Origin of the sequence: Nocardia sp. NPDC050412, assembly GCF_044458825.1 — a bacterium.
GTDB lineage: Bacteria > Actinomycetota > Actinomycetes > Mycobacteriales > Mycobacteriaceae > Nocardia.
Genome location: NZ_JBITIJ010000020.1, coordinates 103415 through 129488, shown reverse-complemented (window position 1 = coordinate 129488; position 26074 = coordinate 103415). Strand labels below are relative to the sequence as shown.

The window sequence follows — 26074 nt, the reverse complement described above, 5'->3', positions numbered from 1 at the left end:
CGAGCCGTCGAAGCGCATGCGACGAAGTCGCGAGTCTCGACGGCTCGGACGCGAGACACCAGGGGGCCGCGAACACGCCGCGCCGCAGGCGCGGCCAAAAACTCAGAACAGCGGATCGTGACGGATGTTCTTGGTTTGCGTGCCTGCTGCCATGAGTCGGAACTTGGTGGTCTGCACCATCGAGGGTGATCCGACTATCTGCACATCCCGGTCGGACCAGGAACTGTAGCTCGCGACGACCTTGCCGATCTGACCGGTCAACCGAGCTTCCAGTCCTGGCCAGGTGTGCTCCGGTTCGCCGGAATCCAGGTACCACCATGGATTTTCATCGCTCTCGGTGACCGGCGTGACGGTGAGCCATTTATTGGCGGTGGCCAGGTGGCTCAGGATCTCGAGATCGTAGAGGTCACAGGGGTGATGGCCGCCGACGAACAGGTGCACCCGCGGATTGACGCGCCGCTGTGCCATCGCCATGAGCTGGGCGCGCAGGGGTGCGATGCCGGTACCGCAACCGACCATCAGCATTTTGCGTTTCACATTGCGTGGTATGCCGAGTCCGCCGAGCGGTGAGCCGAGCAGCCACTGGTCTCCGATATTGGTGTGGCCGACGATGGCTGGGCTGACCCAGCCGCCGAGCACTCCGCGGATGTGGAATTCGATCTCTCCGTTCGCATTCGCGGGCACCGCTGGGGACAGATAGCGCCACATGCGCGGCCGGGCCGGGATCTGCACGCTGATGTACTGGCCCGCCGCGTATTGCATCGGCTGATTCAATTGCAGCCGTACTACGGCAAGATTGCGCAGCACCTCGCGTCGCTCGACGACGGTCCCGCTCCAGACCGGCGGCGTCGATTCCTGTTCGGCCGCGCCGATCATGGTGTCGCCGATGATCTTCAGGCCCTCGTCCCAGGCTCGGTCGACCTCGTCGGTCCACATCTCGGTGCCCGCGAAAATCCGCATCGCGGACTTCAACGAGGTCGCCACGGCGTTGTAATGCGCGGCCTGCACCCCGTACTTGCGGTGATCGCGCCCGAGTTGGGCTAGGAATGGCAATAACTCATTGGGCTCTTCCAGCCGATCCAGCGCATAGGAGATGGCTTTCACCAATCTGTCACGCTGGGAATCCATCGCCGCGGGGAAGAAATCCCGGATGGCGGGATAGTCCGTGAACAGGATCGCGTAGAACGAACTGGCTAGCTTGGCCGAACCCCCCTCCTCCGCAGCAACCGCCTTGAAGGTCGTTCTTATCAATGCGACGGTCCGCGAATCCATTTGTGTCACAACCCCTTTTGCACTCGAACACAAACCTGTGCCGGCGAGTGAGGTGCTGCGGGACACTCGACAGCAGCCGATGCGAACGAGTGTATGCGAGGTTTGCCAGCTACGGAATCAGTCGCATAAACATCACGCATGTAATTCCCTCGAAACGAGGCTCCGCACCACGAAAACCCTTGAAAACAAACCGAAAGAACGAACACGACGGCGAAATCCGTCATATAACCACCGAATTCGGAAGGCCCGGTTTGCAAATTTCATCCCAGTCGGGGTCTTGGAGCGATCGCGCGGCAACCCGCGATACGGGTGCACCCATCCGGCTCAGGCAAACCGCGAGCGCCCGCCGACCCGGCGACCGACGGAATCGACGAGCGGATCCGGCACATAGTTTGCTGAATCAAGGGCCACAGCAAACTTCACAGCTCGGCACATCACCAGCAATCCTCTCGAACCGCGTGCCGAACCCATCGGCTGCCGAACCGATTGTCGGGTAACGAATCCCGAGTCCGGAGTTTGCTCGAGCACTGCCGGCAGTTATTCGAGGCCTCGACCCGATATGCGCAAAGGAAATTTACTTACCCGCGCGAATGACAAAGGCTCCGGGGTCGGCGGAAACCGATTCCCGGAGCCTTTCGCGCTTATCAGCGCCTATTGCGCGGCTTCCACACCACCAGTGCGGTACTGCGTTGCGGCGGCGTTAGATCGGGGCGATACCCCGCACGCAGCCGGTCCAGCTCGGCCGACATCTCGGCGACGCGCTGTTGCAGTTCCTCGACCTGATTGGTGAGTTCGATGATGCGCTTGATGCCCGCCAGGTTGACGCCCTCGTCCTGGGATAGCCGCTGCACCTCGCGGAGCAGTTCGACGTCCCGTGCCGAATAACGTCGACCGCCACCCGAAGTCCGTTGCGGTGTAACCAGTCCGAGACGGTCATACGTACGCAGTGTCTGCGCGTGCATTCCCGCCAACTGGGCCGCCACTGAGATCATGAAGAACTCCGCCCGCGACGCCCCACTGGCTGCCTGCTTCGGATTATCGGACATCACGCACCTGCCCATCCCGCACGTGGATCGAACCCACTGGTCTTCTCCGCCTCCGCATAGCGCTTGAGCGCCTCGGCGGCATTGTCGTCCAGCTTCTGCGGCACGGCCACCTTGACGGTGACGAGCAGATCACCCGCCCCGCCGCCGGGACCGCGCTTGGGCACGCCACGTCCGCGCACCCGCAGGATGCGACCGTCCGCGGTGCCCGCAGGCACCTTGACGCCGACGCGCCCTTCCAGCGTGGGCACGGAAACCGTTGTGCCCAACACCAATTCACTGTAACTGACCGGCAGCACCAGGGTCAGATCGTCGCCGTTGCGGCCGAAAACCTTGTCCTGGCTGACGTGCACGGTGACATAGAGATCACCCGAGGGCGCACCACGCAGTCCGGCCTCGCCCTGTCCGGCCAGCCGGATCTTCTGCCCATCGCTGACACCCGGGGGAATCCGCACCGTAATGGTGCGGGTCCGATTCTGGATGCCGCTGCCGTGGCAGTCGACGCACGGATCATCGATGATCGAACCGGTACCACGGCATTCGTCGCACGGCTCGCTGAAGCCGAACGCGCCCTGGTTGCGGCTGATCACGCCGTTTCCATTGCAGACGGGGCAGACTCGTGGACTTGTCCCCGGCTTGGCGCCGCTGCCGTGACAGGTCGTACACGGCGACGGACTGGTCATCCGCAGCGGAACCGTGACACCTTGCGCTGCCTCGCGGAAGCCGAGGGTCGTCTCGGTCTCCACATCGGCGCCGCGGCGCGGGCGGCTCGCGGTGCGCGTGCCGCCCCGGTTGAACAGGCCGCCGAGCAGGTCACCGAGGCCACCGTCGCCGGCATTCGCCTGACCGAAGATGTCGCCGATGTTGAAGTCCTGCGAGAAGCCGCCGCCCGCACCGGGAGTGAAACCACCACGCCCGTATCCGCCACCGGCGAACAGCTTTCGGGTCTCGTCGTATTCCTTGCGCTTGGCCGGATCCGACAGCACGGCATGCGCCTCGCTGACGGTTTTGAACCGCTCCTCGGCCTTGGTATCGCCGGGATTGGCATCCGGATGCAGGTCACGTGCGAGCTTGCGGTACGCCTTCTTGATCTCGTCCTGTGAGGCGCTGGAGGAGACACCCAGTTCCTTGTAGAAGTCCTTTTCGATCCACTCCCGTTGGCTCACCGGGCATCTCCTCCTCTCGGGTTCTTATTGGTTGTTCGCATTGGCATCAGCATCCGATGCCTCTTCTTCGACCAGATCGGCCACGCCATCGGTTACCCCGACCAGCGCGTGCCGAAGCACTCGATCGCCGAACCGATAGCCCTTGCGCATGACAAGGCCGATCACCGGATCGTGGCCGGAGCCCTCGTGCTGCACGGCCTCGTGCAGGGTCGGGTCGAAAGGCTCACCCTCCGTACCGAACTCCTGCAGACCCTGCTTGTGCAGCGCGTCGGCGAGCTTATCCGCGACCGACTTGAGCGGTCCGGTATCGAGATCGCCGTGCGCCCGCGCACGATCGAGATCGTCGAGTACGCCGAGCAAATCGGAGACCACGGCCGCCTTGGCGGAATCGATGGTGGCCTGCCGGTCCCGCTCGACCCGACGCCGGTAGTTGGCGTATTCGGCGGTCAGCCGCTGCAAGTCGGCGGTGCGCTCGGCCAGCTCCTTGGTGATGGCCTCGGCCAGGATCTCGGCGCCCCCATCGGAACCGATGATGGGTTCGGTGCCGTTCCCGGCTTCGGGACCGGGCCCGGCGGCGGACTGTTCTGCCGCCGGTTCCCGGATTTCACCGGCCTGAGCCGTCTGGTCGCTCCGCTGGCTCCGCTCCTGCGGATCGATCTTGCGGTTGTCGACGAAGGTGATCGGCTCCTGTTCGGAGTTTCCCTCGCTCACTTCTTCTCCGTGTCGACCGGCTCGTCCACGACCTCGGCATCCACGACCTGGTCATCGTTGGCGGAGCTCGCCGCGCCATTGCCGGACGCGGCCTGCTCGGCGGCCGATGCCTCGTAGATCGCCTGACCCAACGCCTGCGATTCGGTCGCGAGCTTCTCCACCGCGGACTTCACGGCCGCGATATCGGTGCCCTTGAGCGCCTCGTTGGCCTCGGAGATGGCCGCCTCGACCTTGGTCTTGACGTCCGCGGGGACCTTGTCCTCGTTGTCCTTGATGAACTTCTCGGTCTGGTGCACCAGCGACTCGGCCTGGTTGCGGGTCTCGGCCTCCTCACGGCGGGCCTTGTCCTCGGCGGCGTGCGCCTCGGCATCCTTGACCATCCGGTCGATCTCCTCCTTGGACAGGCCGGAGCCGTCCTGGATCTTGATCGTGTTCTCCTTGCCGGTGCCCTTGTCCTTCGCGGTCACGTGCACGATGCCGTTGGCGTCGATATCGAAGGTGACCTCGATCTGCGGCACACCGCGCGGGGCCGGCGGAATGCCGGTCAGCTCGAAGGAGCCGAGCAGCTTGTTGTGCGAGGCGATCTCGCGCTCACCCTGGAACACCTGGATCTGCACCGATGGCTGGTTGTCATCGGCGGTGGTGAAGGTCTCCGAGCGCTTGGTCGGGATGGTGGTGTTGCGCTCGATGAGCTTGGTCATCACGCCGCCCTTGGTCTCGATACCCAGCGACAGCGGGGTGACATCGAGCAGCAGGACGTCCTTGACCTCACCCTTGAGCACACCGGCCTGCAGGGCGGCGCCGACGGCGACGACCTCGTCCGGGTTCACGCCCTTGTTGGGCTCCTTGCCGCCGGTCAGCTCGCGGACCAGGTCCGAGACGGCGGGCATACGGGTCGAGCCACCGACGAGCACGACGTGGTCGATATCGGCGACATTGATACCCGCGTCCTTGATCACGGACTGGAACGGCGCACGGGTGCGGTCGAGCAGGTCCGAGGTGATCTTCTGGAATTCGGCGCGGGTCAGCTGCTCGTCGAGGAACAGCGGGTTCTTGTCGGCGTCGACGGTGATGTAGGGCAGGTTGATCGAGGTGCTCTGCGAGGAGCTCAGCTCGATCTTGGCCTTCTCAGCCGCCTCACGCAGGCGCTGCATGGCCATCTTGTCCTTGGTCAGGTCGATGCCCGCACTGGCCTTGAACTTGTCGACCAGCCAGCTCACGACGCGCTCGTCCCAGTCGTCACCACCGAGGTGGTTGTCACCGGAGGTGGCGCGGACCTCGACGACGCCCTCGCCGATTTCCAGCAGCGAGACGTCGAAGGTGCCGCCACCGAGGTCGAAGACCAGGATGGTCTGTTCCTTGTCGCCCTTGTCCAGGCCGTACGCGAGTGCGGCCGCGGTGGGCTCGTTGACGATGCGCAGCACGTTCAGACCGGCGATCTGACCGGCCTCCTTGGTGGCCTGACGCTGCGAGTCCTCGAAGTACGCGGGCACGGTGATGACCGCGTCGGTGATCTCCTCGCCCAGGTAGGACTCGGCGTCACGCTTCAGCTTCATCAGCACGCGCGCGCTGATCTCCTGCGCGGTGTACTTCTTGTCGTCGATGGCCACCGACCAATCGGTGCCGATGTGGCGCTTGACCGAGCGGATGGTGCGGTCGACGTTGGTGACCGCCTGGTTCTTGGCGGGCTGACCCGTCAGAACCTCTCCGTTCTTGGCGAACGCGACGATCGATGGGGTGGTGCGCGAGCCTTCAGAGTTCGCGACGACGACCGGCTCGCCGCCTTCGAGAACGGCGACGACCGAGTTCGTGGTCCCGAGGTCGATTCCGACCGCACGAGCCATGGTGGTTCCTCCTAGTTGGTGTAACTACTGGTGTCGGTGCTGGGTATTCGCGGTTTTCGGGCGCTCTACCCGCTCTGCGACATCCGCTCGGGACAACCGAGTCGGGTGCCACGAGACCTCGCCCCAAGCACCTCACGGAGCACGGTCCCAGCAACGCTGAGCGTGGTCGGCTCAATCCTGCACCCATTCGACACCGGGCGTCAACTGAAACTTGAGCCGATCACACTCAATGTTGTCGAACAGCTCAACCGACGGCCCACGCGGTCTATTCCCGATTCGGGGAGAACGGGGTGTCGCCCGCCATTCTCGTCAGGCCCGAGAGCGCGAGCCGGTTGACCACTTCTGATCAACAGTCGCTGGATCCGCCCCGTGCAGGTTGCCCGTGCATCCGGCGGTCCACGAGGATGGCGGCGACGGTGGTGCCGATCGCCGTCGATCCCCCGAGAGGAGTGGAAGTGTCGACGAAGACGCGGTCGTGGTGGGGCTGGGGGAATGTCGAGGATGCGGTCGTCGGCGCGGAGCTGACGGCGCTGACCGCGCGGGTCGCGGCGATGCTGCCCGGTGCGGATCTCACACCACACGAACCGCCGTCGATCGAATCGCTCGGGCTTCCCGAACCACGAGTGACCGCGCCGGATTCGCTCGCCGAGTCGGTGTCGGCGGATCCGGCCGATCGAGCCGCGCACGCGCACGGTCAGGCATTTCGCGATGTGGTGCGCAATCTGCTCGGCGAGGTGCGCAATGCGCCGGATCTGGTCGTTCGGCCGCGCACGGAAAGCGAGATCGTCGATGTGCTCGACTGGGCGGCCGGGGCGAATATCGCGGTAATCCCATTCGGTGGTGGCACTTCCGTGGTGGGCGGGGTCGAGCCGAGATTGCCCAGCCGAGCCGCATCCGCTGGGCCGAGCGCTGCCGGGCCAGACGAATTCGCGGGGGCGATCAGTCTGGACCTCGGCCGTCTCGATCGGGTGCTCGAGATCGATCGCACCAGCCGAGCGGCGCGAATTCAGGCCGGAGTCCTCGGTCCGGCGCTGGAGGATCAACTGCGCGGCGCGAATCTGACGCTGCGGCATTTTCCGCAGTCGTTCGAATTCTCCACGCTCGGCGGCTGGCTGGCCACCAGGGCCGGTGGACATTTCGCGACGCTGTACACCCATATCGATGATCTGGTCGAGTCGATGCGGGTGGTGACGCCAACGGGCACAAGCGAATCGAGGCGGCTGCCCGGTTCGGGGGCGGGGCCGTCGCCGGACCGGATGTTCCTCGGATCCGAGGGGACACTCGGAATAATCACCGAGGCGTGGATGCGCTTACAGGACCGGCCACGTTGGCGCGCAACGGCTTCCGCGCACTTCGACGAATACGCCCAAGCGGTAGCCGCGACCAGGGCCATCGCCCAATCCGGCCTGTACCCGACCAACTGCCGGCTGCTCGATCCGGCCGAGGCATTTCTCAATGCCGGTGCCGCGACGAGCGGCGGCGTGCTGGTACTCGGATTCGAATCCGCCGATCATCCGACGCGCACCTGGCTGGAACGCGCACTCGAGCTGGTCGCCGACCACGGCGGCACCCTTCCCGAACCCGCGCGCTACACCGAATCCACCGAGCACCGAGGAGGTTCGGGCGCGGCCGACACCTGGCGTTCGTCGTTCTTGCGGATGCCCTATCAGCGCGATGCCGTCGCCGCCCAGTCGATGATCGCCGAAACCTTCGAAACCGCCTGCACCTGGGACAAATTCGACAATCTGAAGACAGCGGTGACCGAGGCCGCGAACGCGGCTATCCGATCAGTCGGCGCTACCGGCGTGGTGACCTGCCGCTTCACCCATGTGTATCCGGACGGTCCGGCACCTTATTTCGGCATCTACGCCGCCGGTCGCTGGGGCAACACGCTAGCGCAGTGGGATGACATCAAAGCGGCTGTCTCCGAGGCACTCTCGGCCGCAGGCGGGACCATCACGCACCATCACGCGGTGGGCCGGGACCACCGACCCTGGTACGACCGCCAGCGTCCCGACCCGTTCGCGAATGCGCTGCGGGCCGCCAAATCCGCGCTGGATCCGGCCGGAATCCTCAATCCCGGCGTGCTGATCTGAGCTCAGCACTTGTCCGCTTGGCGGGCCAAGCCCGGATGGATGCCGGGGATCAGTCCGTTCGCCGCCGCGGTGCGCTGCAGTAGGTCGACCAGGGTGGCGCGCTCGTCCGGATCGAGCGCAGCCGTGATGTCCGCATTCAATCCGGTCACGATCTCCTCGGCCCGGGTGAGTAGCTCATGCGCCGCGGGCAGTAGGTAGACGGCGTGCGCGCGCCGGTCCGTCGGATGTTTGCGCCGCTCGACGAGTCCGCGCTTCTCCAGTTCGTCCACCAGCCCGACCATCACATTGCGATGGATCCGCTGCGCCTCGCACAACTGTTGCTGCGATTGGCCGTCATTGGCACGCAAGATCCGCAGCGTGCCGTAGTGGCGCGGACTGATGCCCAGCGGAGCGAGCAGGTCGGCGAAGCGCTGAGCGACATGGAATCCGAGCTGGCCGAACAGGAAGGCAGGGTGCTCGGACAGCGGCACGAAGGTCGGATCGGTCACACATCGAGCATACCGCGGTCAATGCACTCTTAGTGATTGCACACTTGATTGATAATCACTTCATGTGCATAGTTTGAGGTGTCGCCCTACTCCACCGATTCGAAAAGAGCCTGCTCGTGGATACCGACATTTCCCCAGGCGCGGATGCGCCCCCACAACTCGACCCGCGCCGCTGGATCGCCTTCGCGGTCGTGCTCGCCGCGGGCTTCATGGATCTGCTCGACGTCACCATCGTCAATGTCGCGGTGCCGAGCATTCAGACCGATCTGGGCGCCCAGTATTCGCAGATCGAATGGATCATCTCGGCCTATGTGCTCGCCTTCGCCGCGGTACTGATCACCGGCGGACGGCTCGGCGATATCTACGGCCGCAAGCGCATCTTCCTGATCGGCATGACCGGATTCACGCTGGCCTCGGCCGCCTGCGGCTTCAGCTCGGACCCGACCATGCTGATCACCTCCCGGTTCGTCCAAGGCGCGATGGCGGCGCTGATGGTTCCGCAGATCCTCGCCATCATCCGTGCCACCTTCCCGCAGCAGGAACGCGCCAAGGCCATCGCCATCTACAGCGGAGTCGGCGGCTCGGCCTCGGCGGTCGGACTGTCACTCGGCGGACTGCTGGTGCAATGGAATCTGTTCGATCTGGACTGGCGACCGATCTTCCTGGTCAATGTGCCGGTCGGGATCGCGGCGCTCATCGCCGCGACCATCGTCATGCGGGATTCGCGCTCGGCGGCCGCACCGCGACTGGATCCCATCGGCATGGTGCTGGCGATCTCCGCGGTACTCCTGCTGGCCTATCCGCTCACCGAGGGCCGCCGATTGGGTTGGCCCGCATGGACTTTCATCATGATGGCGAGCACCGCGGTCATCTTCGGCGCATTCGTCGCCTTCGAGCGACGGCGGGCGCGGACCGTCGGATCACCGCTGATCGATCTGGAGCTGTTCCGGTCCCGTCCGTTCACCGTCGGCCTCGCTAGTTGGCTACTGTTCTGGATCGGGCTCGGCGGGTTCTTCCTGATCTGGACGCTGTTCATGCAGGCCGGGCTGGGCTGGTCGGCGATGCGGGCCGGGCTCACGGCGGTCTTCTTCGCGGTCGGCGCAGGCATCGGGGCCGGAGTTTCGGTGAGCGTGCTCGCGCCGCGGTTCGGGCGGATCGTGCTGGTCGCCGGTGGTGTGGTGAATGCCGGTGGATTCGCGCTGTACGGATGGCTGGCCGCGCATTACGGTGCGTCGATCGCGTCGTGGCAGATGGTGATTCCACTGATCATCACAGGTGCCGGATTCGGCATGGTGGTCGCACCGACCATCGACCTGCTGCTCGGTCAGGTGCCCGCGCGTGAGGCGGGGGCGGCGTCCGGGCTGCTCAATACCGGTCAGCAGCTCGGCACCGCGCTCGGTGTCGCATTGGTCGGCGTGGTGTTCTTCGGTCAGCTGGACCATGATTCGGCACGCGGGGTCGAGGCGGTCACGCCGCAGGTGCGCACCGAACTCTCGACGATCGGTCTTCCGGAACCGGTACAGGACCAGATCATCGCGAATTTCGTTGCCTGCGTTCGTGATCGGTCGGCGCAGATCGATCCTACGGCCGTCCCGGACAGTTGCCAGAGCTCCGATGCGGCCAATTACGCTGTGACACAGGTGCTCACCGATGCGGGCGAACGGGCCAATGCGGTGAATTTCGCCAACACCTTCCGCTACACGCTGTGGTACGGGATCGGCCTGCTGGCCATCATGTGCCTCGGCTTCCTCGTACTCCCCAGGAGTGCACGGCTCGAGCAGCACGAAATCGACGATCCTCTGGAACTGGTACCGACGGGAGTCTGAGTTGAAAGTACTTGCTATCGGCCGTCGCCCGGAGATTGTGGACACCGCGACCAAGTTGTTGCGCGCCAATGGTTTTGCAGCCGTGGGTGTCGTCGCCGACGCCGAAGCGTTTCGGGTACTCGATACCGGCGAGATCACCGATCTGATCATCGGCGGCGGCGTGGAACCGGATTCGCGTGCGGCACTGAAGCAGAAGGCCGCCGACCAGCACATCACCGTGCACGAGGCCGAGCGCGGCGGGCGCGGTATCGAGGAATACCTGAACGAAGTGGTCATTGCGATGCTGGAGCGTCAGTAGTAGCGGGATGGCGGCTCCCCCGTCCCCGGGGAGCCGCCATCCCGTGCCGACGTCACCCGACCCCCTGGGCCCCCTTCCACATGCCGCGAAGCCGAGGCACTCGCACAGGCAACTGTCTGATCCAGACGTGCGATTTTCGCTGGATTCGACGAACGCGGCAGTAGGGTGGCGGCAAAGGGAAGCTTCGAGCCCACCGCGCGCCGCCGATCCGAGGAGTTCGTCAATGAGGGCCGCCGTCGTCACCAATACCAAGTTTTCGGTGGAGGAGTTGCCGACACCGACGCCCGGGCGTGGGCAGGTGCTGATCAATGTGTCGCGATGTGGCATTTGCGGGTCCGACCTGCATGCTCGCGCCCATGCCGACGAGATGGCCGAATTGGCCGCACGCACCGGATACGACCAATTCATGCGCGCGGAGCAGAGTGTGGTGCTCGGACATGAATTCAGCGGCGAGATAGTCGATTACGGGCCGGGCTGCCGCAAACGCTGGCGGACGGGCACGCCCGTGGTGGCACTGCCGATCGTGCGCCACGACGGTGCACCGCAGCTGACCGGGCTCTCGACGGCCGCGCCAGGTGCATATGCCGAGCAGGTGGTGGTGCAAGAGTCCATGACAATGCCGATCCCCAACGGAGTTTCGGCCGAACATGCCGCACTCACCGAGCCGATGGCCGTCGCCTGGCACGCGGTGCGCACGGGGCGGGTCGGCAAGGGGCAGACGGCTTTCGTAATCGGCTGCGGCCCTATCGGTTTGGCCGTTATAAGCATGCTGAAGGCGGCTGGCGTGCGCACCGTTGTCGCCAGTGACTTCTCACCACGTCGCCGCGAACTCGCCGTCGGCTGCGGCGCCGATATCGTCGTCGATCCCGCGACCGAATCCCCTTGGGCAGCAGCGCCGAAGCGCGGGCGGATCAATGGTGTCACCGACATTCTCAGCCTCGGTTTCGACACCATGGAACGGCTGCGCCGCGTCCCGAATCTGCCGTGGTGGTACGTCTTCCGGCTGGCGCATTCGCTCAATGCGGGTCCGGCGGGCCCGGCAATCTTCGAATGCGTTGGTGTGCCGGGCATTATCGATCAGATCCTGATGGCCGCGCCGCCGCTGTCGCGCGTGGTCGTGGTCGGCGTCTGCATGGAGACCGACCGCTTCCAACCGGCGATGGCCATCAACAAGGAGATCGAACTCCGCTTCGCCTTCGGCTACGACCCCGGTGAATTCCGCGACGCGCTGCATATGATCGCCGACGGGAAGGTCGACCCGGCTCGCTTGATCACCGGCACCGTCGGGCTGGATGGTATCGATAATGCGTTCAGCGCGCTGGCCGATCCGGAACAGCACGCGAAGATCCTGATCGACCCGGCCAGTACCGCGACGACGCCCTGAAGCTCAGCCGAGGTGGCGGTCGCGGTCAGGCTGCCGATCGAGCCACGAGGGCGTGGCGGTGTCCGGGTAGCTGAGCGCGGGTGCGCCGTGTTCGAGGTAGGCGGCGTGGCCCTCCATCCGGGCACGGAAGGCCTGCCAGATGCGGCGCGACGGCTCGGGTCCGGCGAAGGTGTCCACGGTGTCGACGCGGACCCACTGCCAGCGGTCCAGTTTCGCCCGCAGTTGGATGACCGATTCGTCGCCGAGTTCGCCGCAGTCGAAGATGTAGCGGATTTTGTCGCCGGCGGGTTTCTGCTCCCAGTCGTGCACGAGCAATCGGCACGGCGGGCGGTCGAGGCCGAGTTCTTCGCGGATCGCGCGACGACAGGCCGCTGCCGGTGATTCGCCCCGCGCGACAATGCCGCCCGGAATGTCCCAAGCGCCCCGATCGTCCGGATGGACCAGCAGCACGTCCTCGCTGCGCACGAATAGCGCTCCCGCGGCCAGTCTCACCTGGGCGAATGGTTTCGCGTCGCGGTCCGACATCACCTCACGACCTTCCTTCGCCGGGTCCGGAAATACGCGGGTTCGGCGGAGTTGCCGCCGTTTGGCCGCACCTGCTGCGACGATGGGCACGGTCTCTCCACTTGTACACCAGCAGCGCGCATACGTCCTCGAACAGCTCGAGAAGGTGGGCTAAGCATGGCCGAGAAGATCTTCGACATCGTGTGGGATGCGATCGATGACATCCGGGGTGACGTCGAGAATATGCGGCTGCGGTCGCAGTTGATATTCGAACTGACCGACCGGATCGCGGCCGAAGGCTGGAGTCCGGAGGCCGCCGCCGAGCACCTAGACGTCACCACCGCGCGGATCTCCGACCTGCTGGGCGGCCGAACGCAGCTGTTCAGCCTGGACGCGCTGGTCAATATGATCGCCGCGGCCGGTCTCCGGGTGCGGATGCTGATCACCTGAGCCTCAGCTCGCGGCGAGCACCTCATCGGCGATCTGGCGGTCCAATGTGACGCGGACCAGCGCTGCGGCCAGATCGGCGGTGTGGTTTTCCGGCGCGAGTTCGGCCAGGCGGTCCGGATCTTTCGGGAGTCGGACGCGTTCGGCGCCGCTCAGCGCGCGTTCGTCGAAATGCGGTCGGGCCCAGGTCCATACGTCCTGGACTTCACGCAGGAAGATATCGCTGCCGGTCGGTCCGATGCCCTGGAACTGTTGCAGCAGTTCGGCGGCACGGGACGGATCGTGCTCGGCTTCGTCGGCGAGTTTGCGCAGATCGCCGCCGTAGCGGTCCAGCACGCGCGACGCGTTCGCACCCAAGCGCGATGCCGTACTTTCGTCATACCGCTTGTAATGGGCGCGCCCCAGTGCGTCGACCAGTTCCTGCCAGTCGGCGTCCGCGACCCGCTTCGGGGTGCGATATCCGCTGCTCACCAGCTCCTTGCCCGCCGCGACGGCGATATCGGCGGAGATCCGGGTGCTGAGCAATTCGGCGAGCATGAGGAGTTGGAATAGTGGAGCGGGTTTATCGGCCAAATTGATACCGGCCTCGGCCGCGTAGCCCGTGCCCGCCCGGTCCAGCAAAGCGTTCACCACATCTTTTTGAGTCATCGCATGCTCCTGGGTTCGGATATCCGGGGCGTACCCATGGGTCGCGGGTCCACACCCGGGACTACACCGCGTAATCCTTGGCGACGACCGTGCGGGCGACCTTCTGCGGCGCACCGCCGATCAGTCCCCGCCACGGCAGATACGGCAGCAGGCGGACATTGAGATTGCGCATGCGGATCATCGAATTACTCGGCGGCGCATACCACTTGCCGACGCCCTCGGCGAAGGTCTGGCAGGCCCGCACCATCGGGAGCATTTCCGCGCGGTAGCGGGCGAAGGCGATGGTGTGATCACCACCCGCGGCGGCGAGTTCACCGGCCAGAATGTATGCACCGACCAGCGACAAGTCCGCGCCCTTCGACTGCGCTGCAATGTTTCGAAGCGAACTGGACGGCGGTGCTCGAATCGATTGCCGAGCACCGCGGCCTCTGGTCGGCGACCTTCGACATCCTTACCCAATCGGGTCAGGACGAGGCGACCCGCGAACAGTTGGCGGCAAGTCTCGACGAAGCTCGCCGTGGGTTGGCCCGGCTCTTCGAGGGCATCGCTGAATCCGATACCAGCGGCGGGCGCGCAATCGGGTCCCTCTACCAGGCGCTACTGACGGGGCTTGCCGCCCAGGTGCTGATCGATCCGGACCACGCGCCGTCCGGAAAGGACCTGGCTGCCGCCTTGCGCCGAATCACCAGCTGAAATGGTGGCTGCGGGAGCGACCATTCGACTCGCCTCGATGAACTGAACCGCCATTCGACTCAGCTCGGTGCGGGACTATTCCGGCAGCAGGCTCAAAGTTCCTTCGGCGCTGCGAGCTGCGGTGAGGCAGGCGGTTGTGGTGAACTGATCGGCAAGCGGGTGGCGGGCACGGGCACGCCATTTGCGCACGGCGGCCATGGCCTGGGAGCGCTGGACTGCGGGGTCGGTGCCGAAGGGCAAGCCGAGTCGCAGATGCGGGGCGACGCCGGAGCCGCCGATCAGGCGGTGCAGTTCGGCGAGATCCGCTGCGGGCAGGGCCAATTCATCGGTGCGCAGGCGACCGAGCAGGCGGAGCTCGGCGAAACCGTGCACGTCGGCGAGCAGGGTGCGAACTCTGGGTAGCAGCTGATCGGCGGAGGTGCCAGGGTATGCGGTGAGCACACGCGCCAGGGCGGTGAGGGCCGAGTGAGCCTTGAGTTGATCGGCGCGCTGGCCGAATTGGACGTCGAGGACCGAGCGGAGTTCGTCCACGCCGCTGCGGTTGGTCAATTCCGCTGCCAGCGCGGCGGAGTCGCGCACGCCGAGGCGGATCAGTGTGACCGCCATGCGAATTCCGAAGAGGCCGAAACGTGCTGCGAGCTGGGCGCGGAGTTCGGGCGGGACCGGGAGTGGAATATCAGCGCGCGCGAAACGATCTGCCGAGAGCAAAGCGGCGCTCAACTCCTCGACCGGGACCCGGGCCAGCGCCTCGAAGGCGGTGAATTCCTGCTGACGCAGCGTTGCCGCGGCGAATGCGAGCAGACCGGCGACCGGAATTACCGCCTGACACAGTCCCGTTCGCTCCAACTCACCAGCGAAACGTGCTGCGACGTCGCGGGCGGAGTGCAGGGCATCGATCCGGCCCGCGCCGATCTCGTCGGCACGCGAGACCACACCGATAACGCCCAGCGGACCCGAAATGCCCTGCGCGCCAGCAGTTCCGGCACCGACCTGTTCGAGGAACCGGACATCGGCATCATCGAGCCGACGCAGCAGATAGACCACGGCGTCCGCGCCCGGAGCCGATACGGCCGCCGCGCCGTGCTCGCCGTCGGCATCACCGGGGGTAAGCAGTCGCGCGGTGCGCAGTGACACCTCCCGCGACAGCGACGATGTCCCCGGGGTGTCGATGATGGTGGTGTTCGCCAGTGCGGCGGCGGGCCACTCGACCTCGAGATGGTCGACCTCGCGCGGTCCCGGCGCATTCCAGTTCAGTCGTTCCAGATCGAAGGTGAGCCCGTGCGTGCCGCTGCCGCGGCGCACCACCACATTCGCCGTCGAGCCGTCGGGTGCATAAGCCGTGACGCTCGGGGTCGAGCCGTTGCGGTACCAGGTGACCACGCGCGTGCATTCGGTCGCGTCGGTCGGAGCGATATCCTGACCGACCAGGGAGTTGAGCAAGGTCGACTTGCCCGCCTTCAACGAACCCGCCAGCGCCACTCGCAGCGGCTGATCCAGGCGGCGCGCACAGTCGGCCAACAGCGCACGCGGTCGCGGCTCACGGGGAAATGCCTGTCTGGCCGCGGCGACCAGCTGATGCGCCTCGGCGACAATGCCGGGCGAACGCCGAACATCATGCCGGGTCACGTCTCTTCTCACGGGGTTACCGTACCGGCGGCCCCTTTCCGCGGCGCGGCGATGGCCGGTTGCATAGCATCCGCATAGCGTCGCAGCTCGGCGACCATGTGCAGTTGCCGGTCGAGCACCGCGCAGCGCTCGGTCCGGCGGGCCGTTTCCATATTCGCCGCCTCCTGCGCGGCCCGCAGCGAATCGTCGATGGAGCGCAGGCTGCGTTCGGCGACACCGGTGTAGTGATCGCGCAACGCCCGATGGATGCGGTGCAGGCGGTCCTTGGATTCCTTGCCCGCCTGGAAAGCGACGTCGTCGATGAAACGCCGGATGGCGACCTTGGCCTCGTTGCGGCGGCGGGCCAGTCTGGCCTGCTTGTCATCGCGGAAAGCCTTGCCGCCCACCAGGACACCGGCACCGATCGAGATCGGATTGAGCATCGCCAACCCAGCGAAGGTGGTCGCGAGCCCGACCATCAACACGCCACCGTATGAGCCGCGCATGCCGATCAGAATCTTGCTGCCGAAGCCGATATCGGGCTCCAGATCGGCGAGGGTGCCCCCGCCCGCGCGGCTGTCCTCGGTGTGCAGGCCGGAGCTGACATCCGGCAGTTCGACCATGCCGATCTCGGTGAAATGCTCGGCGACCCGCTCGGCGAGCTCCACGGCGCGGGTATGCGTCCACAACAGGTTGTCGCCCAGCGCGGTGTCGATATCGCCGGTGAGCCATTCGGCAATCCGGTCCCAATGGCGGCCCGGATCGTGCTCATCGATCCATTCCTCACCCGTTCTGGCGATCTCGCGCAGACGCTCGCGCAGATCGTGATCGACATCGCCGGCCAGGTCGGTGATGCCGTCGGAGAGGGTCAACTGCCAGGCCGAGGTGCGCCGATGCAGATCCTCGGCGGTGGTCTTCGCCAACTGCAGCTCGCGCACCGCCATCGCGCCCTGGCGGGGATCGCGCAGCGCGACCAGTTCACTGCCGAGCGCGAGCGCCAAATGCTCTGCGGCCGACTGGATGTCGTGCGCCACCGCGACCAGGGTCGCGGCTTGGTCGCGGGCCACCACCTGTTCACGCAGGAACTGGTACAGCACACCGAAGCCCGATTCGACGCCGAGCTGCTGGTCCTGCAGCAGCATCGCGTGCCTGCGCAGTACCGCGGAAACCGGGATGATCGGCACCTCGACCCGGGCTCGGCCCAGATGACCCTGATCGGCCTCATGCACTTGGCGCCAATGCGGATACAGGTCGATCTTGGTGAGCAGCAATGCGGTGGTCGGGCACAGTTCGCGGACCTGCCGGAGGAAGGTCAGCTCCGGTTCGGTGAGTTCGGTGGAGGCATCCGAAAGCACCAGAACCGCGTCAGCGGTCGCGACCAGGCCGAGTACGCCTGCCGCATAACCACTTCCGTGTCCGCCAACGCCGGGGGTGTCCACCAGGACTATGCCGTCGGCGAGCAGCGGATTCGGAAGTTGGATCTCGATGCGCAGCACCCGACGACCGTGGGCCTGCGGTGTGTGGACGGTGATCATGCCGATCTCGTCGACCGGTACCGGAACGCGCGCCTCCTCGGTTCCGCTCGGACCGGCCAGCACCAGTTCGGCATACGGTTCGGGACCGTGCGAGAGCAAGGTGGGGACCGCGGTAGTCGCGTCATCGCCGACCGGGCAGATCTCGAGATTCAACAGGGCATTGACGAAGCAGCTCTTGCCCTGACCGAGGTGTCCGACGATCACGATGCGGCGACGCGGATCGCGGACCCGGTCGGCCGCCATTTCCAGGCGACTGACCAGATCATTGCGACCCGCGGCGCGCGCCGCGGCGATGGTTTCACCCAATACCGTCAGCATCGGTACCGCGGGCGGTTGAGCATTCACTGCGGGTGTCCCCATCGAACCTCTTTCGTACGAATATCTCTTAGTGCAGGAAGGCGTCGCCGCCGAGATCGCCGCCGGCATGTCCGGCCAGATCGGTACCTGCATGAGTATCGGTGAAGAGGCTGGAATCGCTGTGGGCGGTGACCGAGGTGTCCAGATGCGAACCCGCCGAACTATCCAGTCCGGAACCGAAGGCGTTGGAAACGTCCAGCGACGACCAGGTATTCGCGGTGGACCCGACGGTCGAGGAGGCGCCGGTCAGTGTGGAACCGGCGTGGCCGCCCAGATCCGCGGCGCCGTTCGCGCTGGTCTGTGCCGCGGCGCCGGAGTGCACCGTGGAGTCGACGCTCGACGAGAGTCCGAGGCCCGCATCCGCTGTGCCGCCGACACCGGTGGACAGCCCTGTCGCCAAACCGGATCCGGCATGCGCACCACCGTCGATGCCCCCGCCGAGACCGGTTTCCAGACCGCTACCGGCGTGGACGCCACTGCTGATTCCGCTGGAAAGACCGGTCTCCAGCCCCGTGCCCAGATGCGTTCCGGCGTCGACGGCACCCTGTGCTCCGGTCGACGCACTACCGCCGAGCCCGGTAGCCGCACCGACTCCGGTTGACAGCCCTGTCTCCAAACCGGTCGCCGCATGGCCCCCGGCATCAGCAGCACCGCTCAAGCCTGTGGACAGACCCGCACCGAGCTCCGAACCCGCATGCGCACCAGCACCGACCGCGCCACTCACACCCGACGACAGACCCGCACCGAGCTCCGAACCCGCATGCGCACCAGCACCGACCGCGCCATTCAGACCCGAGGACAGACCCGCGCCGAGATCGCCACCAGCCTGTGCACCAGCGCCGATGCCCGTGGACAGGCCCGCACCGGCTTGCGTCCCGGCGCCGACCGCACCACCCAGACCTGTGGACAAACCGCCACCCAGATCAGCCGCGCCACCGATGGCGCTGGAGAACCCGGACGTAGCGTGCGTCCCAGCGTCACCCAGATCCGCTCCAACCTGCGTGCCGCCGTTGAGAGCACCGCCCAGAGTGCTCGACAACCCGCCACCGAGCTCAGCACCCGCACCGAGCGCTGCACCGGTAGCCAAACTCGACTCCAGTCCCGTCGTCACCTGAGCACCGGTACCGATCGCCGACGAAGCCCCACTCGACACCCCACCACCGAGCCCAGCACCGGCATCCAGCGCACCGCCCAGCCCAGCCTCCAGCCCACCACCGAGCCCACTACCCGCATGTGCCCCCGCATCGAAAGCGCCCTCGATCCCGGAAGTCGCCTGCGCCCCAGCATCAACAGCACCGCTCAACCCTGTGGACAAACCACCCCCAACTCCCGCAGCCCCACCAATCCCGGTGGACAGCCCCGCTTCCAGACCGCTCGCCGCCTGAGCACCTGCATCAACCGCACCGCCGAGCCCTGTGGACAAACCACCCCCCAGATCCGCACCAGCCTGTGCACCGGCACCTGCTGCCCCCTCCAGACCAGTCGACAAACCACCGCCGAATTCAGAACCCCACTGCGCACCACCACCGAGCGCACCACCAATTCCAGTGGACAACCCGGATTCCAAACCACCGGCCGCCTGCGCCCCAGCATCAACAGCACCACCCAACCCCGTGGACAAACCGCCACCCAGGTCAGCACCAGCCTGTGCACCGCCGCCAACAGCACCGCTCAGCCCCGTGGACAGATCGGCACCAGCGTGTGCACCAGCACCAGCCGCGCCCTCCAGCCCCGTCGACAGACCGCCACCCAGGTCAGCACCGACCTGCGTCCCAGCGCCGACCGCACCACCCAAGCCTGTGGACAAACCGCCACCGAGATCGGCACCAGCACCAGCCGCACCCTCCAGCCCCGTCGACAGATTGCCACCGAGCTCAGAGCCCAGGTGCGCACCACCATCGAGCGCGCCACCGATTCCGGTGGACAAACCGGACTCCACACCACCGGTCGCCTGCGCACCGGCATCAACAGCACCACCCAAACCGGTGGACAAGCCGCCGCCCAGGCCGGTGGATACGCTGCCACCCAGATCGGAACCCGCTTGCGCGCCGGCGTTCACCGCGCCTGTGAGACCTGTGGACAAATCGGCGTTCGCGTCGGCTGCGGTGCCGATTGCGCTGGAGAATCCGGTCGAGGCCTGGGCGCCGGCGTCCAGTGTGCCGCCGAGGCCGGTCTCCAAGCCAGAAATCGCGTGTGCGCCTGCGTCGATCGTGCCGCCGAGACCAGCGCCGAGATCCGCACCGACCTGACCACCCGCGCCGACCGCCCCACCGAGACCAGCCCCGAGACCCGTCGCAGCTTCGGCACCCGCATCCACCACACCACCCAGACCAGCACCCAGATCCGCACCCGCCTGACCACCCACACCAAAAGCACCACCAAGACCCGTCGCAGCCTGAGCACCCGCATCCACCACACCACCGAGGCCAGCGCCGAGCTCGCCGCCCGCACCGACAGCGCCGCCGAGCCCGGCCGAAAGACCAGCGCCCAGGTCGGCGCCCGCTTGGGCACCGGCGCCGAGGGCACCGCCGAGGTCAGCACCCAATTGGGTGCCCGCTCCGATGACGCCGCTCAGCCCGGCACCGAGGTCGGCACCCGCGTCGACTGCGCCACCGAGACCCGTCTCCAAGCCAGAAATCACCTGCGCGCCGCCGTTCAGGCCCGCACCAAGAGCTCCCGCCAGACCCGTGCCGACCTGCGCTCCGGCACCGAGCGCACCCTCCAGGCCGGTGGCCAGATCCGCACCAGCCTGCGCACCCGCACCGAGCGCGCCCCCCAGCGCACCACCGAGACCCGTCACGGCCTGCACACCGGCGCCGATGGCGCCGCCGAGACCGGCGGTCAGATCCGCGCCCGCGCCGACAATGCTGCCGAGACCGGCGCCGAGGTCAGCGCCGGCCTGCAGGCCAGCTCCGATCGCGCCGTTGAGCCCGGCACCCAGGCCGAGATCGGCGCCGAGGTCGATATCGGTGCCGAGGTCCACGCCCGCATCGGCGGCCGCGCCGAGTCCGACCGCGGCGGCGGTATTGGCACCGGCGGCGGCCCCGGCTTCGGCGGCTCCAGCACCACCGGCCGCCACAATCGCCGACAGCTGCGAGCCGCCGGCGATCAGGGCCGATTCGGCGACCATGGGGGCGACGGCGGCGATGTCCTCCGGCGTCACGGCGGGCAAACCGGCAGCTGCCAGCGCCTGGCCGGGATTGGCGCAATAACCCACCGCCGCCTCGTGGTCACGGAGCAGGTTGAGAATGAACTCCAGAATCGCGTTGGGTGTCATCGAAATCATCTCCTGGATGAGCGGACCCTCGCGATCCGCAGTCGTTGGAATGCTTTTCACGCTAGGGACGCCCGGCGTTACTCCGAAACGGGGCGCACCCCTACTACGCACCGAACGTTCCGGTTAGGGGCACCCGAACCGTTAGGGGAATTTCCCCGCAACTTCCCCGACTAAGTAACGGCGGACGCCCAGCAACCGACAGAAGTGGTGCGGCTGGCAGGTCAACTCCGCCTTCCTGTCCACACAACAGCGACTACCGGGCCACAGAGTTTGCGAACGGGGTTCTCGAATGACAGAGCGTCTGGCGCTCGGCATCACTGTCGGAGCGTCGAATTCGGTCGCCGTGGCGACCCCGGGGGACGGCGGCGACTATGACAGGGGCCACTCCGGCGACTCTGTCATCACTCATCCGAGTGTGTTGCGCCTCGCCCCGCATGCTGCGCCCGCATTCGGCAGCGGTGCCCGACCCACCGGCAGGCACTCGAGTGACGTAGTACTCGAGGGCTTCCTCGCCCGGGTCGGTGATCCGGTGGATATCCTCGCCGAGGACGGAACCGCCCACTCCGCAGCGGATCTCGTGTCCACCGCGGTCGGCTGTCTGATCGATGAGGTCGGCGCCGGTGCCGCGCATTCCATCGTCGCCTGCCATCCGGCGTGGTGGTCGCGACATACCGTCGATGTGCAGCGGGCCGCGCTGGATCGCGCGGGCCTGCGCGAGGTGACCTTGGTTCCGGAGCCGACCGCGTCGGTGCGCTGGCTGGAGGCCGCGCACGGCCCGCTCGGCGACGACACGGTTGTCGTATACGACCTCGGCGCGTCCGGCCTTACCGTCTCGGTGGTGCGCACCGGCGCGCAGGCCGCCGTGCTCGGCGCGCCATTGCGCACTACCGATGTCGCCGGCGCCGAATTCGATCTGTTGGCCATGCGCTATGTCCTGGCTAACGCCTTGGGTGGAAATGATTTCGATCCGTTCGATCCGGTGGTGGAACGGGAATTGTCGGCATTGCGCGATCGCTGCCGATATGCGAAAGAAGAGCTTTCCACAAATACCGCGACGGTTGTCCCGGTCCGTTTGAACCCGGCCGATCACCACGCCGAAAACATCCGACTGGTCCGCGACGAACTCGAGGACCTACTGCGCGGGCCTTTACTGACCTCGCTCGATCTCATCCGCGATGCGGTACATCGCGCCGGACTCGATGTCGGTGATATCGGCAGGGTGCTGCTCACCGGCGGCGGCGGCGCGATCCCACTGGTAGCCGAGTTGATCTCCACCGAATTCGGACTCCCCGTGGTCGCCGCGCCGCAGCCGCGGCTCACCAGCGCGCTCGGCGCCGCGGAACTGGCCGCGGACCTGTTGTCGGTCACCGTGGATCGCACGCCGGTGGCAGCCATGGGCAGCAACGCACGCACCGAGGAACTGCCCACCGTGCCGCGGCCGATCGAAAAGTCCGCGACCCGCCCGACCAGCAGTGCGGTAGCCAGCGGTGGCGTTTCGCGCGATGACACCGAGCCCAAAAAGACCCTGCCCGGCACGAGCGAGCGACGCCGCAGGCTCAGCGGCCGCCAACGCGCCGCCATCATCGCGGGCGCGGCCCTGGTGCTCGGCGCACTCGCGACGGGCACCGTCGCCATCGGCACCGGCGCGCAGTCCGGCCCGACCCCACCCGCGAGCTCCGATCCGACAACAACGCCAGGCGCGTCCGTCGTCGCGGCGACCGATGGCGGCACTTCCACCGGCGCGGCGACGACCTCCGCGAAGGATTCGCCCGTCGGCAGTCCGAAATCGAAACCCGCTGCAGGACAACCGGCTTCTGCCGCAACGAGCACCGTCGCCGGCACGAGCAGTCAACCTGCCGCAGCCGAGTCCACCGACGGCCAGTCCACCCAGAGCCAACCAGCTCCCGCCCAACCGGCACCGGCCACCCAGCCCGCGGCGGAAGCTCCGGTAACGCAAACCCAACCCGCGCCACAACCGCAGCCGGCCCCGCCGACGCAGGTGCAGGTTCCGACCGTGCCGTCCCTGCCGACGAACACCTTGGGCGATGCGGTCGGCGACACCGTCGGCGGCGTCGTATCCGCACTGCCCAAGATCCCCGGAGGCAGATGATGGGTGATATCGCCTTCGACACGCTGCCCTGCGCACGCGAGATCTTCCGCGAATTGGACTCCGCAGATCGGGAACCGGTCGTCTATCTGATCAGGGGCCGTTCCGGCTCCGGCAAATCCACCCTCCTCTCGGTGATCCGGGCCCGCCTGCGCGCCCACGGCATCCCATTCCGGGATGATCCAGTTATGCCCGAACACCTTGCAGCGCAAGCCAACTCGGCTAACGGAGCGCATGCGATGGCAGACGTCCCCCGCGCCGACGGGCGGCGCCCCAACCACGATGACGCGCTCACCGGCAACGGCGCGGCCCACGCCACCGGCGACGGATACCGAACCCGAACCACCGAAAAACCCACCATCATCGAGCGCCCCGATAACGGAGCGCATGCGATCCACCGCACCGACGGCGCACACCCACGAAAACCGCGCCCGGCCCTGATCATCGACAACGCCCACACCCTGAGCCAATCGGACCTCGAATCGCTCTGCGCGACAATTGAATCCGGACGCTTCACGGTCATTGTCGCGACCCAGCCGCGCCCGCACGATCCGCAGCTGCGCACACTCGCCGACACCGTCGCGCGCCGCGGTCGGATAGCCGATCTGCGCGCGCTCGGCGTCTCCGATATCGCACCGTTCGCCCGCGAATTGGGCATGGCGGTGCCGCGCCCGGTCGCCCAGCACATCCATCGCCAGACCGCGGGCAGCCGCGGTGGCGTGGTCGCCGCGCTGACCGCCGCCTGCTCGGCCCGCCTCGATGCCGGAATCCGCGCCGTCGACGACTCCGTCGCCGCGTGGGCCCGCGCCCTCCTGGACAATCTCGAACCGGATCTGCTGGAGACCCTGGTCGTCGCCACCACCGGCACCGGCCTGGACTCCACCGAACTCACCGAGGTCCTCGGCGTGGACACCGCCGCGGCCCAAGATCTGATCGACCGGGCCAGGGCTAGCGCGCTGGTCACCGATGCCGATCTGCTGCTCGAACCCGCGGTCGCACCGCTGCGCACTCTGCTCGGCGACCGCCGCTTCGTGGCCGTGCAGCGTCGCTTGCTCAACGCGCGACTGGATGCGGGTCTGCTGCGCGATCACACCGCGCTGCTGCTCGCCGAATCCGGCGTCCGGGACCAGCGCCTTGCCGAATTCCTGTGTGCCGCAGCAGAAAAGGCCGGACGCGAGGCGGTGCGCTACTACGCCGCCGCGGCGGCGGCCGGGGCAGATCCGGACGTCATCGCGCTGCGCTGGGCGGAGGCGGCCGCATGTACCGGTGACGGCGATACGGCCATACGACTTGCCGAGCCGGTGCTGGCCCGTCCCGGTGTCACCGGCGCGGAACTCGCTGCGGCCGTGCGGATTTGCGCGGCAGTGCTGACCCGCCGTGGTCTGGTCGGGCGCGCCGCCCAGCTGTATTCCTGGCTCGGCGCACATCGGGTCGGCGCGGATTGGGCGCTCGGCGCGACCGTGCAGTATCTCGCCGGTGAGGTGGCCGCCGCCGCGCAGCTGTCCGAATCGGCGACGCAGTGGCCGCCTACCGAAGCCAACGCGCACGCCCGGCTGATCGCGACCGCACTCGCACGCACCATCGTCGAACACGAAACCGGCACCGCCGCAGCCGTATCCGCGCTCATCCAGGCCGCGCAGGCCGATGCGGGTACCGATCGGTTCCTGCCGTGCACCGCGGTCTCCATCGCGACGCTGCTGTGCCTGAGCACCGGCGAACCGCGCCGCGCCGGTGAGGCGCTGCGCCGGGCCACCACCAGCGGCCTGCGCTGCCATCAGTTGCAGGTGCTCACCGCTTGGGCCGCGATGCTCGGCGGCGACGAACAGGCCGCGGCGACCACCGTCGCCGCGCTGCAAATGGATTCCCTCGATATCCGCGACCGCCTGCTCGCGCACGGTGTCGCGGTCGGCCTGGCCCGCCGCAGCGGCGACCACGCCGCACTCACCCGCGCCTGGCAGGCGGCCTATCCACTCTTCGATGACGTCGACGCCGACCTGCTCACCCTGCTGCCGATCGGCGAACTGTGGCTGGCGGGCATCCGGCTGCGCGACGAGCGCCGCATCGCACCGCTGGTCGATGCCTGCCTCGCACTGCTGCGGCGACTCGACCAGCCGCCCGCATGGGCGAATGCCTTCCACTGGTACGGCGTACAGGCCGCGATCGCACATGAGAGTCCGGAGGAACTGCTTCCGCACGCCCGGCTGCTCAAGGCCGCCGCCGAGTCCGGTGACCGGCATGCCGCGATCCTCGCCGACGCGGGCCGCACCTGGGTACTGGTGCTGCGTGGTCAGGTCGCCGCGACCCCGGTGCAGGCGGCGGTGGCCGGACTCAGCGAGATCGGCCTGACCTGGGATGCCGCCCGGCTCGCGAGCGAGGCGGCGCTGGCCGCCGCCGATTCCGCGACCGCGACCGCCCTGCTGAAACTGGCCAGAACCGTCCGGGCCGACGCCCGTCCGCAGGAGCCCGTGGTCCGCCCGAGCGCACCCGCCGCGGCCTCGGGCAACGGCCAGGTCGCCGCCCCGGAACCGGTCGCCGACGCGGCAATTCTCAGCGAACGCGAACGCGAGGTCGCCGAACTCGTGCTGCTCGGTCTGACGTATCGGGAAATCGGCGCTCGCCTGTACATTTCTGCCAAGACAGTGGAGCATCATGTCGCCCGTATCCGACGCCGGATCGGTGCTCGTTCCCGTTCGGAGTTATTGTCGATGCTCCGCGCCATGGGACACGGCTCGCTGCTGGTGTGATCGGGGCGCGGCCCGATCCGTGACGCCGA

The 26074-nt window shown here is 67.0% G+C and carries 20 protein-coding genes; 8 read left to right on the top strand and 12 right to left on the bottom strand.

The annotated features are described in order from the left end of the window. Positions 1–102: 102 nt before the first annotated feature. The 5 genes from ACIBI6_RS36770 to dnaK all read right to left on the bottom strand — a co-directional run bounded on the left by ACIBI6_RS36770 (position 103) and on the right by dnaK (position 6036). Positions 103–1272: an FAD-binding oxidoreductase gene (locus ACIBI6_RS36770; protein WP_364355870.1), complete on the bottom strand. Its 1170-nt coding sequence runs from the start codon at positions 1270–1272 to the stop codon at positions 103–105. Between the two features lie 644 nt (positions 1273–1916). After that, positions 1917–2318, bottom strand: a complete 402-nt coding sequence (locus ACIBI6_RS36765) for a heat shock protein transcriptional repressor HspR (RefSeq protein WP_364355873.1) — start codon at positions 2316–2318, stop codon at positions 1917–1919. Continuing rightward, positions 2318–3481: a molecular chaperone DnaJ gene (gene dnaJ / locus ACIBI6_RS36760; protein WP_330251834.1), complete on the bottom strand. Its 1164-nt coding sequence runs from the start codon at positions 3479–3481 to the stop codon at positions 2318–2320. The genes ACIBI6_RS36765 and dnaJ overlap by 1 nt, the downstream gene beginning before the upstream one ends. Positions 3482–3505: 24 nt before the next feature. Then, positions 3506–4192, bottom strand: a complete 687-nt coding sequence (grpE, locus tag ACIBI6_RS36755; protein ID WP_364355879.1) for a nucleotide exchange factor GrpE — start codon at positions 4190–4192, stop codon at positions 3506–3508. Further along, positions 4189–6036: a molecular chaperone DnaK gene (gene dnaK / locus ACIBI6_RS36750; protein ID WP_364355882.1), complete on the bottom strand. Its 1848-nt coding sequence runs from the start codon at positions 6034–6036 to the stop codon at positions 4189–4191. The genes grpE and dnaK overlap by 4 nt, the downstream gene beginning before the upstream one ends. Before the next feature lie 455 nt (positions 6037–6491). Here dnaK and ACIBI6_RS36745 point away from each other — a divergent pair, with 455 nt between their 5' ends. Then, a complete protein-coding gene (locus ACIBI6_RS36745) occupies positions 6492–8132 on the top strand; it encodes an FAD-binding oxidoreductase (RefSeq protein WP_396959555.1) in 1641 nt (546 codons plus the stop codon). A gap of 2 nt (positions 8133–8134) precedes the next feature. On the opposite strand, the gene ACIBI6_RS36740 is transcribed toward ACIBI6_RS36745, so the two are convergent. Further along, a complete protein-coding gene (locus ACIBI6_RS36740) occupies positions 8135–8620 on the bottom strand; it encodes a MarR family winged helix-turn-helix transcriptional regulator (protein ID WP_364355888.1) in 486 nt (161 codons plus the stop codon). Positions 8621–8736: 116 nt separating this feature from the next. Here ACIBI6_RS36740 and ACIBI6_RS36735 point away from each other — a divergent pair, with 116 nt between their 5' ends. The 3 genes from ACIBI6_RS36735 (at position 8737) to ACIBI6_RS36725 (ending at position 12128) form a co-directional block, all read left to right on the top strand. Beyond that, the gene (locus ACIBI6_RS36735) at positions 8737–10446 is read left to right on the top strand and encodes an MFS transporter (protein ID WP_396959552.1); all 1710 of its coding nucleotides are present in this window, start codon (positions 8737–8739) and stop codon (positions 10444–10446) included. Position 10447: 1 nt separating this feature from the next. After that, positions 10448–10744 carry a hypothetical protein gene (locus ACIBI6_RS36730; protein ID WP_364355894.1) on the top strand — a complete coding sequence of 99 codons (297 nt, stop codon included), beginning with the start codon at positions 10448–10450 and terminating at the stop codon, positions 10742–10744. A gap of 223 nt (positions 10745–10967) precedes the next feature. After that, positions 10968–12128, top strand: coding sequence for a zinc-binding dehydrogenase (locus ACIBI6_RS36725; protein WP_396959550.1), 1161 nt, complete (start codon positions 10968–10970; stop codon positions 12126–12128). Between the two features lie 3 nt (positions 12129–12131). Here ACIBI6_RS36725 and ACIBI6_RS36720 read toward each other — a convergent pair whose 3' ends face one another. After that, positions 12132–12743, bottom strand: a complete 612-nt coding sequence (locus ACIBI6_RS36720) for an NUDIX hydrolase (protein WP_364355900.1) — start codon at positions 12741–12743, stop codon at positions 12132–12134. Positions 12744–12809: 66 nt separating this feature from the next. Between ACIBI6_RS36720 and ACIBI6_RS36715 the strand changes: the two genes are divergently transcribed. Further along, the gene (locus ACIBI6_RS36715) at positions 12810–13082 is read left to right on the top strand and encodes an XRE family transcriptional regulator (RefSeq protein WP_364355903.1); all 273 of its coding nucleotides are present in this window, start codon (positions 12810–12812) and stop codon (positions 13080–13082) included. A 3-nt stretch (positions 13083–13085) separates the two neighbouring features. On the opposite strand, the gene ACIBI6_RS36710 is transcribed toward ACIBI6_RS36715, so the two are convergent. Further along, the gene (locus ACIBI6_RS36710) at positions 13086–13727 is read right to left on the bottom strand and encodes an endonuclease (protein ID WP_396959547.1); all 642 of its coding nucleotides are present in this window, start codon (positions 13725–13727) and stop codon (positions 13086–13088) included. 61 nt (positions 13728–13788) lie between these two features. Then, the gene (locus ACIBI6_RS36705; RefSeq protein WP_364355909.1) at positions 13789–14073 is read right to left on the bottom strand and encodes a hypothetical protein; all 285 of its coding nucleotides are present in this window, start codon (positions 14071–14073) and stop codon (positions 13789–13791) included. 50 nt (positions 14074–14123) lie between these two features. Between ACIBI6_RS36705 and ACIBI6_RS36700 the strand changes: the two genes are divergently transcribed. Further along, the gene (locus tag ACIBI6_RS36700) at positions 14124–14420 is read left to right on the top strand and encodes a TetR family transcriptional regulator C-terminal domain-containing protein (RefSeq protein ID WP_396959544.1); all 297 of its coding nucleotides are present in this window, start codon (positions 14124–14126) and stop codon (positions 14418–14420) included. A gap of 75 nt (positions 14421–14495) precedes the next feature. Here the strand turns inward: ACIBI6_RS36700 and ACIBI6_RS36695 are convergent, their stop codons facing one another. Genes ACIBI6_RS36695 through ACIBI6_RS36685 form a run of 3 tightly spaced genes read right to left on the bottom strand, consistent with a single transcriptional unit; the run spans position 14496 to position 21194 of the window. After that, positions 14496–16058, bottom strand: coding sequence for a dynamin family protein (locus ACIBI6_RS36695; protein WP_396959542.1), 1563 nt, complete (start codon positions 16056–16058; stop codon positions 14496–14498). Next, on the bottom strand, positions 16055–17920 hold the full coding sequence (locus ACIBI6_RS36690) for a dynamin family protein (protein WP_396959540.1): 1866 nt from the start codon (positions 17918–17920) through the stop codon (positions 16055–16057). The genes ACIBI6_RS36695 and ACIBI6_RS36690 overlap by 4 nt, the downstream gene beginning before the upstream one ends. Positions 17921–17945: 25 nt before the next feature. Continuing rightward, positions 17946–21194 (bottom strand): IniB N-terminal domain-containing protein, encoded by a 3249-nt coding sequence (locus tag ACIBI6_RS36685; protein WP_396959538.1) that lies wholly within the window; start codon positions 21192–21194, stop codon positions 17946–17948. 289 nt (positions 21195–21483) lie between these two features. Here ACIBI6_RS36685 and ACIBI6_RS36680 point away from each other — a divergent pair, with 289 nt between their 5' ends. Both ACIBI6_RS36680 and ACIBI6_RS36675 read left to right on the top strand, forming a co-directional pair. After that, complete coding sequence (locus ACIBI6_RS36680; RefSeq protein ID WP_396959536.1) at positions 21484–23304, top strand: Hsp70 family protein; 1821 nt, start codon at positions 21484–21486, stop codon at positions 23302–23304. Then, positions 23304–26045, top strand: a complete 2742-nt coding sequence (locus ACIBI6_RS36675; protein WP_396959534.1) for a LuxR C-terminal-related transcriptional regulator — start codon at positions 23304–23306, stop codon at positions 26043–26045. The genes ACIBI6_RS36680 and ACIBI6_RS36675 overlap by 1 nt, the downstream gene beginning before the upstream one ends. Positions 26046–26074 lie beyond the last annotated feature (29 nt).